The organism is Rhizobium terricola (assembly GCF_012927355.1).
Lineage (GTDB): Bacteria > Pseudomonadota > Alphaproteobacteria > Rhizobiales > Rhizobiaceae > Allorhizobium > Allorhizobium terricola.
This window is the reverse complement of the sequence record NZ_JABBGK010000002.1, coordinates 628,905-644,131: the sequence shown is the minus strand read 5'-3', so window position 1 is coordinate 644,131 and position 15,227 is coordinate 628,905. Positions and strand designations below refer to the sequence as shown.

Sequence of the window (15,227 nt, the reverse complement as noted above, 5' to 3'; positions counted from 1 at the left end):
CATCGCTTACGCCCGGAGATTGACCATGCGCTCGCTCACCATCCGCCGCCCCGATGATTGGCACCTGCATCTGCGCGACGGCGCGATGCTCGAGGGGGTGGTCGGCGACACGAGCCGCCATTTCGCCCGGGCGATCATCATGCCCAATCTCGTCCCGCCGGTGGTTACCACCGCGGATGCGCGCGCCTATCGCGAACGGATCATGGCCGCCCTGCCGAAGGGCGATCGTTTCGAGCCGCTGATGACCCTCTATCTCACCGAGGATACAAATCCGGATGACGTGGAAGAGGGAAAGAAAAGCGGCCTCATCACCGCCGTGAAGCTCTACCCGGCCGGAGCGACCACCAATTCGCATGGCGGCGTCCGTGACATGGCAAAGGCGATGCCGGTGCTGGAGCGGATGGCCAAGATCGGCTTGCCGCTCTGCGTGCACGGCGAAGTCACGACCCCGGAGGTCGACATCTTCGATCGCGAGAAGGTCTTCATCGACACTGTCCTAGATCCGCTGCGCCGGAAGCTGCCGGAACTCAAGGTCACCATGGAGCATCTGACCACCTCGGACGGCATCGACTACATCCGTTCCGCCGAACGCAATATCGCCGGCTCCATCACCACCCATCACCTCATCATCAATCGCAACGCCATCCTCGTCGGCGGCATCAAGCCGCACTACTACTGCCTGCCCGTCGCCAAGCGCGAAAGCCATCGCCTGGCCTTGCGCACTGCTGCCACGTCCGGCGACCGCCGCTTCTTCCTCGGTACCGATTCCGCTCCCCATGTCGATCCGCTCAAGGAATGCGCTTGCGGCTGCGCCGGCATCTACACCTCGATCAACACCATGAGCTGCCTTGCCCATGTGTTCGAAGAGGAGCACGCGCTCGACAAGCTTGAAGCCTTCGCCTCGCTGAACGGTCCTGCCTGGTACGGCCTTGCTCCGAACACGGAGACGATCACCCTTGTTCGGCGCGAGGACGCTGTCGACTTCCCGGCCAAGATCGAGACGGGGGCGGGACCGGTCACGGTGTTCGATCCGATGTTTCCGTTGCACTGGGACGTGGAGTAACAACCCGATCGGCCAATTTTGATTGCATCGGCCGATTGTCTTGTTCCGGTGCACTGTCTAGCCTAGACGCCATTCAAGTGTCTTTTCTTCATTCGGGGCTAGATCTACATGGGTTTTCAGGATTCCATTCGTACCGTTCTGTCGAAATATGCCACCTTCACCGGCCGCGCGGGCCGTCCGGAGTTCTGGTGGTTCGTGCTCTTCAATTTCCTCGTCAATCTGGTGACGAGCATCATTGACGGCGCAGTGTTCGGTTCACCGGTTCTGAACACCGTGACCGGGCTGGCGCTGATCCTGCCGAGCATTGCCGTGGGCGTCCGGCGCCTGCACGATATCGACCGCAGCGGCTGGTGGCTGCTTCTCGGTCTCATTCCGGTGATCGGCTGGATTGTGCTCATCTACTTCAATGTCCAGCCGGGCCAGCAGGGCGATAACCGCTTCGGACCGCAGCCGGCTGCTTGAGGCGTCGACTGCTTGAAGCGTCGACTGCGTTCGAATACCCCCACCGGGCGGCCCGATTGAACGGCCGCCCGGGTCTTTTGCGGGCGCCGGCAATCCGGTGCCTCTTCGCGAAGTCCGCGGACCTCTCTCCCTGTGCTGGCTGATCCGAGCCGAGGGGCTGCTCCCCATTCGCATTGCCAAGCCCGCGCTGTTGTGATGCCTTTCCGGCGCGGTTTCTTGCGCGTCTCTTCCGTTCCCGGCCCCTGTGAAAACCGGTGGGTGACGTCCTCGTCACTTTGATCTGCCTTGTCGAATTTCCCCCTTTCCCGTTGTTACCGCCGGGCCGTCGGCGCGGCGTTGCACGTCGACATGCCTTTCGCCCGGAGCTCTGCAGGCTCCATTTCGGGCTGTTCCGGTGCCGTGCTGCGAGATGCCGGATGCGGGCAGCCGCCGCTCGACCGGGGCGCCGCCAGTGCCAGGCGAGGCTCTCGGCTAAGCGCCGCGCCCGTTTTCCGGCCGAACGCCGGTCGGGCTGTCCTGGAATTTGATTCTAAACAGTTTTTCTTCTTCCGGTCGCCTGCGCTGTGATCTGATTCAGGCTGGTTTTGGTCGCATTTCGGGGCGTCCTGGCGCGTTCCGTCAGCTTTCCGGGTTTCATCCGTTAATTGGTAAGTGAAAGTAGTTAATAGTATTGATGAGTTAAACTTTTATTAAAAATGAGTACAGATGAAAATTTTCGAAATTTACCATGGTTTATAAATTGCTAATCTTCAATTGAAGAAGAAACAAATCTGTGGATAACTCTTGAACGCAAGACGAGTTGTTCGTCTTTTGGCTTGTGTGGAGTAGAGAGTTATGCGTCGCATCCATAAAATCCGGAATCTGTATAGCTCAGCCGGCAGTATTTCTGTGAGGAAGAGCGCTGTTTACGTATTGGCGACCCTGTTCGCCACTACCACCATCGGACTGCCGTCGACACAATTCGTCGGGGCTGCCTATGCGGCACAGTCCAGCCAGGACAAGGGAGGCAGTTCGCGCGGCGGTGATCGTCCGGGCGGAAGCGAAAAGGGTTCGGACAAGGGTCCGTCCGGCAAGGAAGACGACAGCCGTGGCGAAGACCGCTCCAGGGGCGGCGACGACAAGGGCCCGTCCGGCAAGGAAGACGACAGCCGTGGCGAAGACCGCTCCAGGGGCGGCGACGACAAGGGCCCGTCGGGCAAGGAAGACGACAACCGTGGCGAGGACCGCTCCAAGGGCGGTGACGGCAAGGGCCCGTCCGGCAAGGAAGACGACAACCGTGGCGAGGACCGCTCCAAGGGCGGCGACGACAAGGGTCCGTCGGGCAAGGAAGGCGACAGCCGCGGCGAGGACCGCTCCAAGGGCGGTGACGACAAGGGCCCGTCCGGCAAGGAAGGCGACAATCGTGGCGAGGACCGTTCCAAGGACGGGGATATGAAAGGCCCGAAGGACGAGCGCGGCAAGTCCGACGGCAAGGGTAAGGGCAAGCATGACCGCGATGCCAAGGAACCCAAGAGCGAGCGTGACAAGTCGCGCGGCAAGGACAAGGGCCGCCATGGTCACGATGACAAGGAAAAGGGTAAGGACAAGCGCGGCAAGGACAAGCATGACGGTCGCGACGGCGATCACCGTGGCAAGCCCGGCAAGGGTGAAGGCAAACCCGGCAAGCATGACGGTAAGCCTGGCAAGGACCATGGCAAGCCCGGCAAACACCATGACAAGCCCGGCAAGCCTGGCAAGCACCACGACAAGCATCATGGCAAGCATGGGGGCAAGAAGCCTCACCATCCGGCCAAGCCGACCCCGGTCGTTGTTGTTCCTGCTCCGGAAAAGCCTGTGAAGACGGCGTCCCTGCGCACCAGCTCCGGCAGCTGCAGCGCCGCTGCCCCCTTCCTCCTGCGCTTCAACCCGGAATGCAGTAGCGAAGTCTCGAACTGACCGACTGACCGGTCATTCGCCCGACAAGAGGCCCGCGCCAGCCGCGGGCCTCTCTGCCGTCAGGCAAGGAGATCAAAGGTCTCCGGCATTGTTGCCGTGGCCCATTCCCATACCCGCGCCCATACCCATGCCCATGCCGTGTCCCTGCCCCTGGCCGCTACCGCACCGCTCGAAGGCCGGGAGATGCCTGTTTTCAGAGGCGTCCCGCAGGGCACTGAACACTGACTTGATCTCGGCATAGTCTTGGGCCGCAGGTATCAACTTCGTGTCGTAGAGTTCACGATTGGCGATCTCCGCATCGACGCCCATCCGGCATGCTTCCGCGAGCGTTGCGGGAACCGCAGCCGCCACCTCGGCGGATCCGAGATAGGGGTTGTCGACCGTCTGCTCCTGTCCGTAGGTCTGGAGCAGACGGTTGAGCGCGGACGCATGCTTCTGCTCGGCGCGGATGATGTTGCTGAACGGACGGACCTCGCCGAACTTCTCCATCACGGCTGCATAGAAGGCTTCCGCCTTATGTTCGTCCTCGAGCGCTGCCTGGATGGCGGCGTGAGCGGCCGCGTCGAGTGTCGCGGCGCCAGCCGGTGCGATAACGGCCGTTGCAGCGGCGGACACCGCCATGGTGGCTGCGAGCAGCGCGCGCTTGATATGGCTCATTCCCATTCTCCTTTTGATGTTTCCTCGGCGACTTTCGATCCGAACCGCCTGGTCCGGTCCAAGTCGCGGCCGGCTTGCCTCGCGGATGCCGTCAATCAATAAATATATGCAAATCACTATGTATATAAGGCGGCTGCGGATTAAATTGCCGTAAGCGGAAGATTAACTCTCTGTAACAAATAAGAAAATCTGGCCCTAAGGGATCGCCGGTACCGCATTGCGACAGCGGCGAGGGTGATCTGTCGACAGCAATCGCGCTCTGGCGGAGCGTCGCATGAACTGCTATGCGCGAGAGCGCAACCGTGACCTTAGGAGAGCCCGCCCATGACCACCACGACCTTTCCCGAGCCCGCCGTCATGGCGGAACTGATGGCGAAGATGCTGTGGGAGATCAAGGCGGTCCATTTCTCGGCGGACAAGCCCTACAAGCTCTCGTCGGGCATGATGAGCCCCGTCTATATCGATTGCCGGAAGCTGATCTCCTATCCGCGCATCCGCTCGGCGATCATGGATTTTGCCGCCGCGACCGTCATGCGCAACGCCGGCTTCGAGCAGTTCGACGTGGTGGCCGGTGGCGAGACGGCCGGCATTCCCTTTGCCGCCTTCCTGGCCGAACGCCTAGGCCTGCCGATGATCTATGTGCGCAAGGCGCCGAAGGGGCATGGCCGCAACGCTCAGATCGAAGGCTACATGCCGGAAGGCGCGCGGGTTCTGGTCATCGAGGACCTGACGACGGCCGGCGGCAGCATGTTCAAGTTCATCGATGCCATTCGTGCGGCCGGAGGCACCGTCGATCACGGTATCGCGCTGTTCTACTACGGGATCTTCCCCGAGGCTGAGCAGCGTTTTGCCGACGGCAAGGTCACGCTCCACCACATCGCCACCTGGCGCAACGTTCTCGCCGTCGCCCGCGAGCAGAAGCTGTTCGACGAGAAGACGCTGTCGGAAGTCGAGGCCTTCCTCGATGCCCCGCTCGCCTGGTCCGGTCGCAATGGCGGGGTTTCGTCTCTCGCCTGAGCAAATGCTCATGAACGCACTGGCGCAGCCGGGGGAATTCGTTTAAATCGATTGAAGCGAATATCGGGGAGGTCGAGATGATCCTGTGTTGCGGCGAAGCGCTGATCGACATGTTGCCACGCGAAACGACGCTCGGCGAGCGCGCCTTCGCCCCCTATGCGGGCGGCGCGATCTTCAACACGGCGATTGCGCTGGGGCGCCTCGGCATCCCGACCGGCTTCTTCACCGGCCTGTCCGACGACATGCTGGGTGACATCCTGCGTGACACGCTGAAATCCTCCGGCGTCGACTTCAGCTATTGCGCGACGCTTTCGCGCCCCTGCACCATCGCCTTGGTGAAGCTCACCAACGGCCAGGCGTCCTACGCTTTCTATGACGAAAACACCGCCGGCCGCATGATCACCGAGGCGGACCTGCCGACCCTGGACGACAGCTGCGAGGCGCTGCATTTCGGCGCGATCAGCCTCATTCCGGAACCCTGCGGCTCGACCTACGAGGCGCTTATGACCCGTGAGCACAAGACCCGCGTCATCTCGCTCGACCCGAACATCCGCCCCGGCTTCATCAAGGACAAGGCGGCCCATCAGGCCCGCATCGCCCGCATGGCGGACATGTCCGACATCCTGAAATTCTCCGACGAGGACCTGGACTGGTTCGACCTGCCCGGCAGCCAGGACGAACGTGCCGCCTACTGGCTGACGCGCGGCGCCAAGCTCGTGGTGCTCACCAAGGGGGCGGAAGGGGCGACCGCCTACACCGCGAATTTCAAGGTCTCGGTGCCCTCGAACAAGGTCGAGGTCGTCGATACCGTCGGTGCCGGTGACACCTTCGACGCGGGCATCCTCGCCTCGCTGAAGCGTCAGGGGCTGCTCACCAAGGAGAAGGTCGCGACGTTGTCGGAAGACGCCGTGCGCGAGGCGCTGACCATCGGTGCCAAGGCGGCGGCGGTGACGGTGTCGCGGGCCGGAGCCAACCCGCCGACGGCAGCGGAGATCGGGTTCTGAAGTAAGGCCGCAAGACGGGCCTTTCTAAGGAATCCAGACCTGGCTGCGCGCTGGGCTAGGCAGACTTTTTTTCGACGCCCTTCTCTCGTTGCAGTTTGACGCAAGAGTGAATTGCGATTGAGAGCGAGGCAGAAGGGAAGAAGTCATGAAGGTTGACACGGGCGCCGGCTATCTGTCCTCAGGTTCACGGAGCCTTGCGGGAACGCGCGCCGACACGCAGGAATTCGGGGCGGCACTTCGCGCACGCACCGCGGACACGCGCGAAGCCACCGGCAGCAGCGCCGAGGGGCAGACCCTCGATTTCACCAGCATGACCCGGCAGGAATTGTTTGACTGGATGAATGACCAAATCCGCAGCGGCGAGATGTCCCTTGACGAAAGTTCGGCCTTCCTGGGCATGACCTTGAAGATCTCGGCGGCGACCGGTGAGCCGGTGGATATGGCGACCGATACTTCCCGCATCGACTTTACCGATAAAGCGCGGCAGGGGATCGAATTCTACCAGTCTCATTTCGACTATGCATCCGCCGATCTGTTGAAGAATGCACTTGATAAGATGCTTGCAAGCCGGTGAGGCAGCCGGCCGGCACGGCGATTGGACTGCAACCTGACAGGGAAGCCTTGATGCTTCCAGATGCGGGCGCCATACGACAACGCGCCGGCGACGACAGCCTCACGACACGCTGTGCTCACCCCATCTTCCGCTCTGCCAGCGCTCCAACCAACCCCGCCGTCGAACTGTCGTGGCCGGTCGCGGCGACCTTGCCCTCGACGACCGGCAGCAGCCCCGTCGCCAGTTCCTTGCCCAACTCCACGCCCCACTGGTCGAACGAGTTGATGCGGAAGAGGACGCCCTCGACGAAGACGCGGTGCTCGTAAAGCGCGATGAGGCGGCCGAGAGCAAACGGCGTCAGCTGGTCGTAGACGAAGGTGATCGACGGGCGGTTGCCGGAGAAGACGCGGTGCGGAGCAATGAAATCGGCCTGTGCCTCGTCCATGCCCTTGGTCGTCAGCTGTGCCTTAGCTTCCGCGAGCGTACGCCCCTTCATCAGCGCCTCGGACTGCGCCAGGCAATTGGCGATCAGCAGTTCGTGCTGGTGGCGCAGTTCCGGCTCGAAACCGTTTGCGGCGATCATGAACTCGGCGGGGATGATGCTCGTACCTTGGTGGATGAGCTGGTAGAAGGCATGCTGCCCATTGGTCCCCGGCTCGCCCCAGACGACCGGGCCCGAACCGCCGGCGACCGGCTTGCCGTCGATGGTCACGCTCTTGCCGTTCGATTCCATGTCGAGCTGCTGAAGGTAGGCGGGAAATCGCAACAGGCGCTGGTCGTAGGGCAGGATCGCCCGGGTTTGGTAGCCGAGCACGTTGCGATGATAGACGCCGATCGCGCCGAGCAGCATCGGCAGGTTCTGGCGGAACGGGGCGGAGCGGAAATGTTCGTCGATCGAGTGGCCGCCATCGAGGAACCGGCCGAAATCGTCCTTGCCGACCGCGATCATCAGCGGCAGGCCGATCGCCGACCAGATGGAATAACGTCCACCGACCCAGTCCCAGAAACCGAACACGCGCGTCGCGTCGATGCCGAAGGCGGCGACCTTGTCGAGCGCGGTGGAGACGGCGGCGAAGTGCTTGCCGACGGCGGCTTCGCCCAGCGCTTCCGCGACGAAGCGGCGCGCGGTCTGGGCGTTGGTCATCGTCTCGATGGTGGTGAACGTCTTCGAGGCGACGATGAAGAGGGTCGTCTCCGCAGAAAGGATCTTCAGCGTGTCGCCGATATGGGCGCCATCGACATTCGACACGAAGTGCAGGCGAGGGCCGTCATGGAAGGGGGCAAGCGCCAGCGTCGCCATCACCGGACCGAGATCGGACCCGCCGATACCGATATTGACGACGTCGGTGATCGCCTTGCCGGTCGCGCCTCGCAGCTCACCCGAGCGAATTCCTTCGGCAAACGTGCCCATCCCGGCCAGCACCGCGTTGACGTCCGCCATGACGTCGTGTCCGTCGACAAGCACCGGCGCGTTCGAGCGGTTGCGAAGCGCCGTGTGCAGCACAGCCCGGCCTTCGGTGAAGTTGATCGCCTCACCGGAAAACATCGCATCGCGTTTCGCGGCCACGCCGGCGGCGTCGCATAGCTCTTCCAGCAGGGCCATGATCTCTTCGTTCACGGCACATTTGGAGTAGTCCATCAGCAGGTCGTCGAGCGAGGCGCTGAAACGGTCGAAGCGCTGTGCATCAGCGGCAAAGGCGGCGCGCAAGTCTTCCGCACGGGTGGCGGCTGCGGTGCTCGTGAGTTTGTCGATGATGGATTGCATCGTCGTGTCCCTGATTTGACGGAGATGCCGGAGACACTATTCTGCGAGAAAGATGCGATCAAGCATGGGATGCCGACCGGATGTCGAGGGCGATATCCGGTCGAGGCTTTTTGTTGTTGCTGCCCGCTGGTTACTTGGCGGGTGGGTTGTCGCGCAGTTCGCGGCGCAGGATCTTGCCCACGTTCGATTTCGGCAATTCGCTGCGGAATTCGATGTAGCGGGGCCGCTTGTAGTTGGTGAGGTTCGCCGCGCAATGGGCCTTGACGTCCGCCTCGCTGAGCTGCGGATCCTTCTTGACCACGAACAGCTTGACCGCCTCGCCGGAATGTTCGTCCGGCACGCCGATCGCCGCGCATTCGAGAACGCCGGGATGCATGGCGGCCACTTCCTCGATCTCGTTCGGATAGACGTTGAAGCCGGACACCAGGATCATGTCCTTCTTGCGGTCGACGATCTTGATGTAGCCGCCTTCGTTCATCATCCCCATGTCGCCCGAGCGGAAGAAGCCGTCATCGGTCATGACCTTGGCCGTCTCCTCGGGGCGCTGCCAGTAGCCCGCCATGACCTGCGGGCCACGAATGCAGATCTCGCCGACCTCGCCGACCGGCAGCGTATGGCCGTCCTCGTCGCGGATCTCGATGTCGGTCGAGGGAAGCGGCAGGCCGATCATCCCGCTGAACTCGGTGCTGTCCAGCCGGTTGACGGTTGCCACCGGTGATGTCTCCGACAGCCCATAGCCTTCGGTGATCGGGCAGCCCGTCATCTTGTACCAGCGCTCGGCCACCGGGCGCTGCACGGCCATGCCCCCGCCGAGCACGAGCAGCAGCGACGAGAAATCGAGGTTCTTGAAGTCCGGGTTGTTCATCAGCGCGTTGAACAGCGTGTTGAGCCCCGGGAAGATATGCGCCTTGTGGTTCTGCAGTTCCTTGACGAAGGCAGGAATGTCGCGGGGATTGGCGATCAGCACATTGTGGCTGCCCGTCGCAATGCCCATCAGCGAGTTCACGGTCAGCGCGAAGATGTGGTAGAGCGGAAGTGCGCAGATGAACGTCATAACGTCCGGCCGGCCCTTGAGTTCGAAGGCGGCCTCGAGCCACATCGAAATCTGCTGCTTGTTGGCCAGAAGGTTGGCGTGGGTGAGCGTGGCGCCCTTGGAAACCCCGGTCGTGCCGCCTGTATACTGAAGGAAAGCCACATCGTTGCCGGTTACATCAACCGGCTTGAGGGACTTGCCTGCGCCTTCGGACAGCACGCGCTTGAAGCTGACATGTCCCGGGATCGACCAGGCCGGGACGAGCTTCTTCACCTTGCGCACGACGATGTTGACGATGTGGCCCTTGAAGCCCAGCATGTCGCCCATGGTGGCGACGACCACGTGCTGCACCGGCGTCCTGGGTAGCACCTGCTGCACGGTGTTGGCGAAGTTCTCGAGCACGAAGATCGCCTTGGCGCCTGCGTCCTTCAACTGATGTTCCAGCTCCCGGGGGGTGTAGAGCGGATTGACGTTGACGACGGTCAGGCCGGCACGAAGGATGCCGTAGACGGTGATCGGGTTCTGCAGGATGTTCGGGGTCATGACCGCTACGCGGTCGCCCTTGACCAGTCCTTTCGACTGCAGCCAGGCGGCAACCTTGCGCGACTGGATCTCCAGTTCGCGGAAAGTCATGCCGCGGCCCATGCTGGAAAAGGCGAGCCGGTCGGCATAGGTCTTGCAGCTGCTTTCGAAAAGCGCGCCGAGCGAGGCATGCGCATGCGGCGCGATTTCCGCCGGCACCGTGGATGGATATGACGAAAGCCATATCTTTTCAGCTGCGCGGCCACTGAGGCGGCTCGTGACGTCCGACATGCATTTCCTCCCGTAGTCGTTCCTGCTTCATACCGCGGCGCGTTGCCGTCGGCATGTTATCCTCCCAGATGCTTTCATCGAGCTTATGCCTTTGGCGACCCGGTTCAAGCCCTCACAGCTCTATATAACCTTGACGTAAGCGTCAATTCGTCTCACGGGCAAGCAGTGCTGTTTAGGTATTGCTGTAGTAGGGATTGCGGCGAAATGGGCATGTCGCTCTGCGCCTGGCCGGGTCTCGAGGAACTTTCATGGCGAGCCATTCGTTTCGAATGGGTATCAACCAAGGAAACGAGGAGGTGCGTCATGCACAATACCCAGACTTTGAAGAGCGACCCCTATGTCAAGGACACCCCGTCGCTGATTGCCAGCGACAAGGTCGACGGCACTGCCGTCTATGGTTCCGACGATGGCCGGATCGGATCGATCAAGCGGATCATTCTGGAAAAGCGCGGCGGCCGCGTAGCCTATGCCGTGCTGAGTTTCGGGGGCTTTCTTGGGATCGGCGACGACTACTATCCCCTGCCGTGGGAAAAGCTCACCTATGACGAACGCCTTGACGGCTATCGCATCGACCTGACGAAGGAACAGATCGAAAAGGCGCCGCGCCTTCGCGAAACCGATCACGACTGGTATCGCGACAATGGTCGGGAGGTCTACGACTATTACGGTGTCTCGCCGTACTGGATCTGAATGCTCTGAGCGAACTTGCGAAGGCCCCGCATCGCGGGGCCTTTTGTTGTTACCTGCACCTGTCACAACCGATGCATACAGATCCTCTATCGGTCCGGCCACAGTTCCTGTCCTCTTGGTTTCCGGCGCCTGATGGGCTAGGGATTTCCGGACGTCGAGGCCACGGGGCGTCCCAAGCGGCCAAGTGCGCTATTCGTTTGCTGATGGCCTGCCGGGGCGATTTTTTTATGGACCGGGCATTCCGGAAAATGGGGTAAGCTGTGCGCATTGCGATTATTGGTACTGGTTATGTCGGGCTCGTGTCGGGTGTCTGTCTTGCAGAATTTGGTCACGACGTCGTCTGTATCGACAAGGCTGCCGACAAAATCACGATGCTGAATGCGGGCGAAGTTCCGATCTATGAACCGGGCCTCGAGGCGCTGGTCGAGCGGAATGCTGCGGCCGGTCGGCTGAAATTCACCACCGACCTCGCAGAACCGGTCGCCGCGGCTGATGTCGTCTTTCTCGCTGTCGGCACCCCCTCCCGCAAGAGCGATGGCCATGCCGATCTGACCTATGTGTATTCCGCGGCGCGCGAGATTGCCCGGGCTGTTCGCGGTTTCACCGTGGTCGTCACCAAGTCGACTGTGCCTGTCGGAACCGGCGACGAGCTCGAGCGGATCATCGCCGAGACCAATCCGGACGCCGATGTCGCAGTCGTCTCCAATCCCGAGTTCTTGCGTGAAGGTGCCGCGATCGACGATTTCATGGCGCCTGACCGCGTCGTGGTGGGTTTGAACGACGAACGGGCACGCCCCATCATGAGCGAAGTCTATGGCGCCCTCGACGCGACGCGGCATCCGACGCTTTTCACCTCGCGCCGTTCGGCAGAACTCACGAAGTATGCGGCGAATGCCTTCCTCGCTTTGAAGCTCGCCTACATCAACGAGATTGCCGACCTCTGCGAACAGGTCGGCGCAAATGTTCAGGACGTGTCGCGCGGAATGGGCCTCGACAGCCGCATCGGCCAGAAGTTCCTCAATGCCGGCCCCGGCTATGGCGGTTCGTGCTTTCCGAAGGACACGCTGGCGCTGGTCAAAACTGCACAGGACCACAACAGCCCGATCCGCCTGATCGAGACGATCGTCGGCATTAACGAGACGCGCAAGCGCGCGATGGCCCGCAAGGTTGAGCGTGCCGTGGGAGGCGAGCTGCGCGGCAAGACCATCGGTATTCTCGGTTTGACCTTCAAGCCGGACACGGACGACATCCGTGAATCTCCGGCTCTGTCGATCGTGCAGGCTCTGCTCGACAAGGGGGCCGTCCTCAAGGCCTATGATCCTGAGGGAATGGATGCGGCAAGGCTGGCGATGCCCGAGCTTTCCTATTGCGACGGCGTCGAGACCGTTGCCAGCGGCGCCGATGCACTCGTCATCATCACCGAGTGGAAGGAGTTCCGAGACCTGGATCTCGGGCGGCTCGGCGGGCTGATGAAACAACCGGTTCTTGTCGATCTGCGCAACGTCTTCGTCCCGGCTGAAGTGCGCGGACAGGGCTTTGTCTATGAAAGCGTCGGTCGCACCGACTAGAGTCATCTGAGCCCTGACAGACCTATTCGGCGCACGCGGAAAGACGCTGCGTCGGCATTCGCGCAATTCGCTGCACCCAAAAATTGCGAAATGAGAAATTTCGCGTTGCGTCCGCCGTTCTTTTCGCTATATTTGGTTGCATAAAGTTTTAATGAATCTCGAAAGTTGAATATGTAGATCGTCGTTTCATACCCGTGATGGGGGTGAGCGCTTGACCAGTTTTGCGTTGATGGCCGGAATTGCGGAGCAGGCCGGGCCCCCTCTGGATCGAATTTCTCTTTCCAGAGGTTGTTTTGTTCACGGCATGAAACGTAGGTCGCGATTCGATCGCGGAAACCCCTTGAAGGCGCTCGCCTTCGCTGGCGACCTGTGCCGGGAAATGGTGGTGTTCCGCGTAGCTCGCGCGGGAACTCAAGATCAGCAATGCGAGGCTTGCGATGGCCTATGATCTCGCGGGGAAGAGGGTCTGGGTTGCAGGCCATCGCGGAATGGTCGGCTCGGCTTTGATGCGTCGTCTTGCGGGAGAACGTTGCACGATCCTTTTTGCAGATCGCAGCGAACTTGATCTTTCCCGGCAGGCCGTGGTGGAGGACTGGATCGAGAAAAACCGGCCGGATGCCATATTTCTTTCCGCGGCCAGGGTCGGCGGGATCCTTGCCAACAGCGAAGCGCCAGCGGATTTCCTTGCTGACAATCTGGCGATCGCATTGAACGTCATCCAGGTCGCGCACCGATCCGGCGTCGAAAAACTCCTGTTCCTGGGTTCCGCCTGCATCTATCCGAAATTCGCACAGTCTCCGATCGAGGAAGATGCTCTGTTGTCCGGAGCGCTTGAACCGACCAACGAGGCTTACGCGATCGCCAAGATCGCTGGCATCAAGCTTTGCCAAGCCTATCGCAGTCAATACGGAGATGATTTTATCTCGGCCATGCCGGCCAATCTCTATGGCCCCGGGGACAACTATGATCTCCGCTCAAGCCATGTCATCCCGTCCTTGATTCTTAAGGCGCACCAGGCAAAGCTTGGAGGAGATCCCACGATTTCGATCTGGGGCAGCGGCGAAGTGCGCCGTGAATTCCTGCACGTTGATGACTGTGCAGATGCTTGCATCGCGCTGATGAAATCCTATTCCGATTCGAGCCCTGTCAACATCGGTTCGGGCGAAGAAATCAGCATTTTCCACCTGGCCGAGATGATCGGCGAGGTGGTCGGCTTTGTCGGAGACATTGTCTGCGATGTCGCCAAGCCGGATGGTGTGCCGCGCAGACTGCTGAGCGGTGGCCGTCTCAGAGCGCTTGGATGGACGGCGCACATCGACTTGCGAGAAGGACTGGCCCACACTTACGCGGCCTTTCTCGCGGAGGGCCGGGCAGGGCGGTCTGCCGGTCGCGCAGTTGCAACGCAGGGCTCGCCATCATGAACGAGGCGCGCAAGACCGTCGTGATCTACGGCATGAACTATGCCCCGGAGATGGCCGGCGTCGGACGTTACACCGGCGAGATCGCGGAACACCTGGCGAGCCTCGGCATGGATGTGACCGTCGTGACGACGCCGCCCCATTATCCCGACTGGAGGGTGTCTGCGGGCTTTTCGAATCGCTACTCTTCTCAACATGAAGCCCGGTTGCGTATCCTTCGTTGCCCCCTTGTCCTGAGCAGGAAAATGGGCGGAGTCCGGCGGCTGGTTGCGCCATTGACCTTCGCCCTGACGTCGGCACCGGTGATCGTCTGGCAAGTGATCCGTCGCCGGCCGGATGTGCTCTTCTGCGTCGAGCCGACCCTGTGCACGGCTCCCGTTGCCCTGCTCGCAGCACGTATCGCCGGAACGAGGACGGTGCTCCACGTGCAGGATCTGGAAGTCGATGCGGCCTTCGCGGTTGGTCATCTCTGGGACCGCGGATGGCTGAAGACGATTGCATTTTCCTTCGAAAAACTTGTCCTGCCCCGCTTCGACAAGGTCGTCACCATTTCCGACCGGATGGCGGAAAAGCTTCTGGCGAAGGGAGTGGACAATCGGCGCCTTTCGGTGGTCCGCAACTGGGTCGATCTCGAAAACATCTTTCCGCTGGAGGAACCGGGCGATCTTCGCCGGTCGTTGGGTTTCGCGGACGAGGATTTCGTCGTGCTCTATGCCGGAACCGTCGGCGCCAAGCACGGCCTGCGTACGCTTCTCATGGCAGCCGAAGCGCTGGTCGACGAGCCGCGGGTTCACTTTGTGATTGCCGGCGAGGGACCGCTGAAGGCGGAACTGGAGGCGCAGTTCGGTCAACTCGGCAATCTCCGTTTCCTGCCGTTCCAACCGGCCTCCCGCCTCAATGAACTGTTGAACATGGCCGATCTCCACGTGCTTCCGCAGGAACGGGGCGTTGCTGATCTTGCCTTGCCCTCCAAGCTTGGCGGCATGCTCGCCTCCGGGAAACCGATTCTGGTCAATGCCGAGCCCGGCACGGAACTTGCCGATTTTCTCGGGCACGAGGCCGTTCTTGTGGCGCCCGGCGATCTGAAGGCGATGGTGGGCGAAATCCGCAGATCTGCCGGCCGGCGTCAGGTCGAGCCTAGCGACGGACGGCTACGGCGCGCCCGGCTTCTGTCGCGACCCGGCGCCCTGGCGCGCATCGCCGACTTGATCTGCTGGGTTGGCGTGCTCGGGGTATTCGCGTGATGCGG

13 protein-coding genes are annotated in these 15,227 nt (G+C 61.6%); 10 read left to right on the top strand and 3 right to left on the bottom strand.

The window, feature by feature from the left end:
• Positions 1 to 25: 25 nt before the first annotated feature.
• The 3 genes from pyrC (at position 26) to HHL25_RS12855 (ending at position 3,460) form a co-directional block, all read left to right on the top strand.
• A complete protein-coding gene (pyrC, locus tag HHL25_RS12865; protein ID WP_169591202.1) occupies positions 26 to 1,063 on the top strand; it encodes a dihydroorotase in 1,038 nt (345 codons plus the stop codon).
• Positions 1,064 to 1,171: 108 nt separating this feature from the next.
• Positions 1,172 to 1,525 carry a DUF805 domain-containing protein gene (locus HHL25_RS12860; protein ID WP_169591198.1) on the top strand — a complete coding sequence of 118 codons (354 nt, stop codon included), beginning with the start codon at positions 1,172 to 1,174 and terminating at the stop codon, positions 1,523 to 1,525.
• Positions 1,526 to 2,413: 888 nt separating this feature from the next.
• On the top strand, positions 2,414 to 3,460 hold the full coding sequence (locus tag HHL25_RS12855) for a hypothetical protein (RefSeq protein WP_169591195.1): 1,047 nt from the start codon (positions 2,414 to 2,416) through the stop codon (positions 3,458 to 3,460).
• A 72-nt stretch (positions 3,461 to 3,532) separates the two neighbouring features.
• On the opposite strand, the gene HHL25_RS12850 is transcribed toward HHL25_RS12855, so the two are convergent.
• Positions 3,533 to 4,117, bottom strand: a complete 585-nt coding sequence (locus tag HHL25_RS12850) for a ferritin-like domain-containing protein (protein WP_205927823.1) — start codon at positions 4,115 to 4,117, stop codon at positions 3,533 to 3,535.
• Positions 4,118 to 4,441: 324 nt separating this feature from the next.
• Between HHL25_RS12850 and HHL25_RS12845 the strand changes: the two genes are divergently transcribed.
• The 3 genes from HHL25_RS12845 to HHL25_RS23420 all read left to right on the top strand — a co-directional run bounded on the left by HHL25_RS12845 (position 4,442) and on the right by HHL25_RS23420 (position 6,712).
• Complete coding sequence (locus HHL25_RS12845) at positions 4,442 to 5,134, top strand: orotate phosphoribosyltransferase (protein ID WP_169591191.1); 693 nt, start codon at positions 4,442 to 4,444, stop codon at positions 5,132 to 5,134.
• A gap of 77 nt (positions 5,135 to 5,211) precedes the next feature.
• On the top strand, positions 5,212 to 6,138 hold the full coding sequence (locus tag HHL25_RS12840) for a carbohydrate kinase family protein (RefSeq protein ID WP_169591186.1): 927 nt from the start codon (positions 5,212 to 5,214) through the stop codon (positions 6,136 to 6,138).
• A gap of 145 nt (positions 6,139 to 6,283) precedes the next feature.
• On the top strand, positions 6,284 to 6,712 hold the full coding sequence (locus HHL25_RS23420; protein WP_205927822.1) for a hypothetical protein: 429 nt from the start codon (positions 6,284 to 6,286) through the stop codon (positions 6,710 to 6,712).
• Positions 6,713 to 6,827: 115 nt separating this feature from the next.
• Here the strand turns inward: HHL25_RS23420 and pgi are convergent, their stop codons facing one another.
• Complete coding sequence (gene pgi, locus HHL25_RS12830) at positions 6,828 to 8,456, bottom strand: glucose-6-phosphate isomerase (RefSeq protein ID WP_169591182.1); 1,629 nt, start codon at positions 8,454 to 8,456, stop codon at positions 6,828 to 6,830.
• Between the two features lie 130 nt (positions 8,457 to 8,586).
• The gene (locus tag HHL25_RS12825; protein WP_169591178.1) at positions 8,587 to 10,302 is read right to left on the bottom strand and encodes a long-chain fatty acid--CoA ligase; all 1,716 of its coding nucleotides are present in this window, start codon (positions 10,300 to 10,302) and stop codon (positions 8,587 to 8,589) included.
• Between the two features lie 303 nt (positions 10,303 to 10,605).
• Between HHL25_RS12825 and HHL25_RS12820 the strand changes: the two genes are divergently transcribed.
• From HHL25_RS12820 to HHL25_RS12805, 4 genes are all read left to right on the top strand, one after another.
• Positions 10,606 to 10,992, top strand: a complete 387-nt coding sequence (locus HHL25_RS12820) for a PRC-barrel domain-containing protein (protein ID WP_169591174.1) — start codon at positions 10,606 to 10,608, stop codon at positions 10,990 to 10,992.
• 260 nt (positions 10,993 to 11,252) lie between these two features.
• Positions 11,253 to 12,560: a UDP-glucose dehydrogenase family protein gene (locus tag HHL25_RS12815; protein WP_169591170.1), complete on the top strand. Its 1,308-nt coding sequence runs from the start codon at positions 11,253 to 11,255 to the stop codon at positions 12,558 to 12,560.
• Between the two features lie 437 nt (positions 12,561 to 12,997).
• Positions 12,998 to 13,981, top strand: coding sequence for a GDP-L-fucose synthase family protein (locus HHL25_RS12810; RefSeq protein ID WP_169591166.1), 984 nt, complete (start codon positions 12,998 to 13,000; stop codon positions 13,979 to 13,981).
• Positions 13,978 to 15,222 carry a WcaI family glycosyltransferase gene (locus HHL25_RS12805; protein WP_169591161.1) on the top strand — a complete coding sequence of 415 codons (1,245 nt, stop codon included), beginning with the start codon at positions 13,978 to 13,980 and terminating at the stop codon, positions 15,220 to 15,222. The genes HHL25_RS12810 and HHL25_RS12805 overlap by 4 nt, the downstream gene beginning before the upstream one ends.
• The last annotated feature ends 5 nt before the right edge of the window (positions 15,223 to 15,227 follow it).

Excerpts from the sequence above, each read along its gene's own strand:
- HHL25_RS12810 (WP_169591166.1), top strand. The coding sequence starts at position 12,998 with ATGGCCTATGATCTCGCGGGGAAGAGGGTCTGGGTTGCAGGCCATCGC.
- HHL25_RS12805 (WP_169591161.1), top strand. The coding sequence starts at position 13,978 with ATGAACGAGGCGCGCAAGACCGTCGTGATCTACGGCATGAACTATGCC.
- pyrC (WP_169591202.1), top strand. The coding sequence starts at position 26 with ATGCGCTCGCTCACCATCCGCCGCCCCGATGATTGGCACCTGCATCTG.
- HHL25_RS12820 (WP_169591174.1), top strand. The coding sequence starts at position 10,606 with ATGCACAATACCCAGACTTTGAAGAGCGACCCCTATGTCAAGGACACC.
- HHL25_RS12850 (WP_205927823.1), bottom strand. The coding sequence starts at position 4,117 with ATGAGCCATATCAAGCGCGCGCTGCTCGCAGCCACCATGGCGGTGTCC.
- HHL25_RS12860 (WP_169591198.1), top strand. The coding sequence starts at position 1,172 with ATGGGTTTTCAGGATTCCATTCGTACCGTTCTGTCGAAATATGCCACC.
- HHL25_RS12825 (WP_169591178.1), bottom strand. The coding sequence starts at position 10,302 with ATGTCGGACGTCACGAGCCGCCTCAGTGGCCGCGCAGCTGAAAAGATA.
- HHL25_RS12840 (WP_169591186.1), top strand. The coding sequence starts at position 5,212 with ATGATCCTGTGTTGCGGCGAAGCGCTGATCGACATGTTGCCACGCGAA.
- HHL25_RS12845 (WP_169591191.1), top strand. The coding sequence starts at position 4,442 with ATGACCACCACGACCTTTCCCGAGCCCGCCGTCATGGCGGAACTGATG.
- HHL25_RS23420 (WP_205927822.1), top strand. The coding sequence starts at position 6,284 with ATGAAGGTTGACACGGGCGCCGGCTATCTGTCCTCAGGTTCACGGAGC.
- pgi (WP_169591182.1), bottom strand. The coding sequence starts at position 8,456 with ATGCAATCCATCATCGACAAACTCACGAGCACCGCAGCCGCCACCCGT.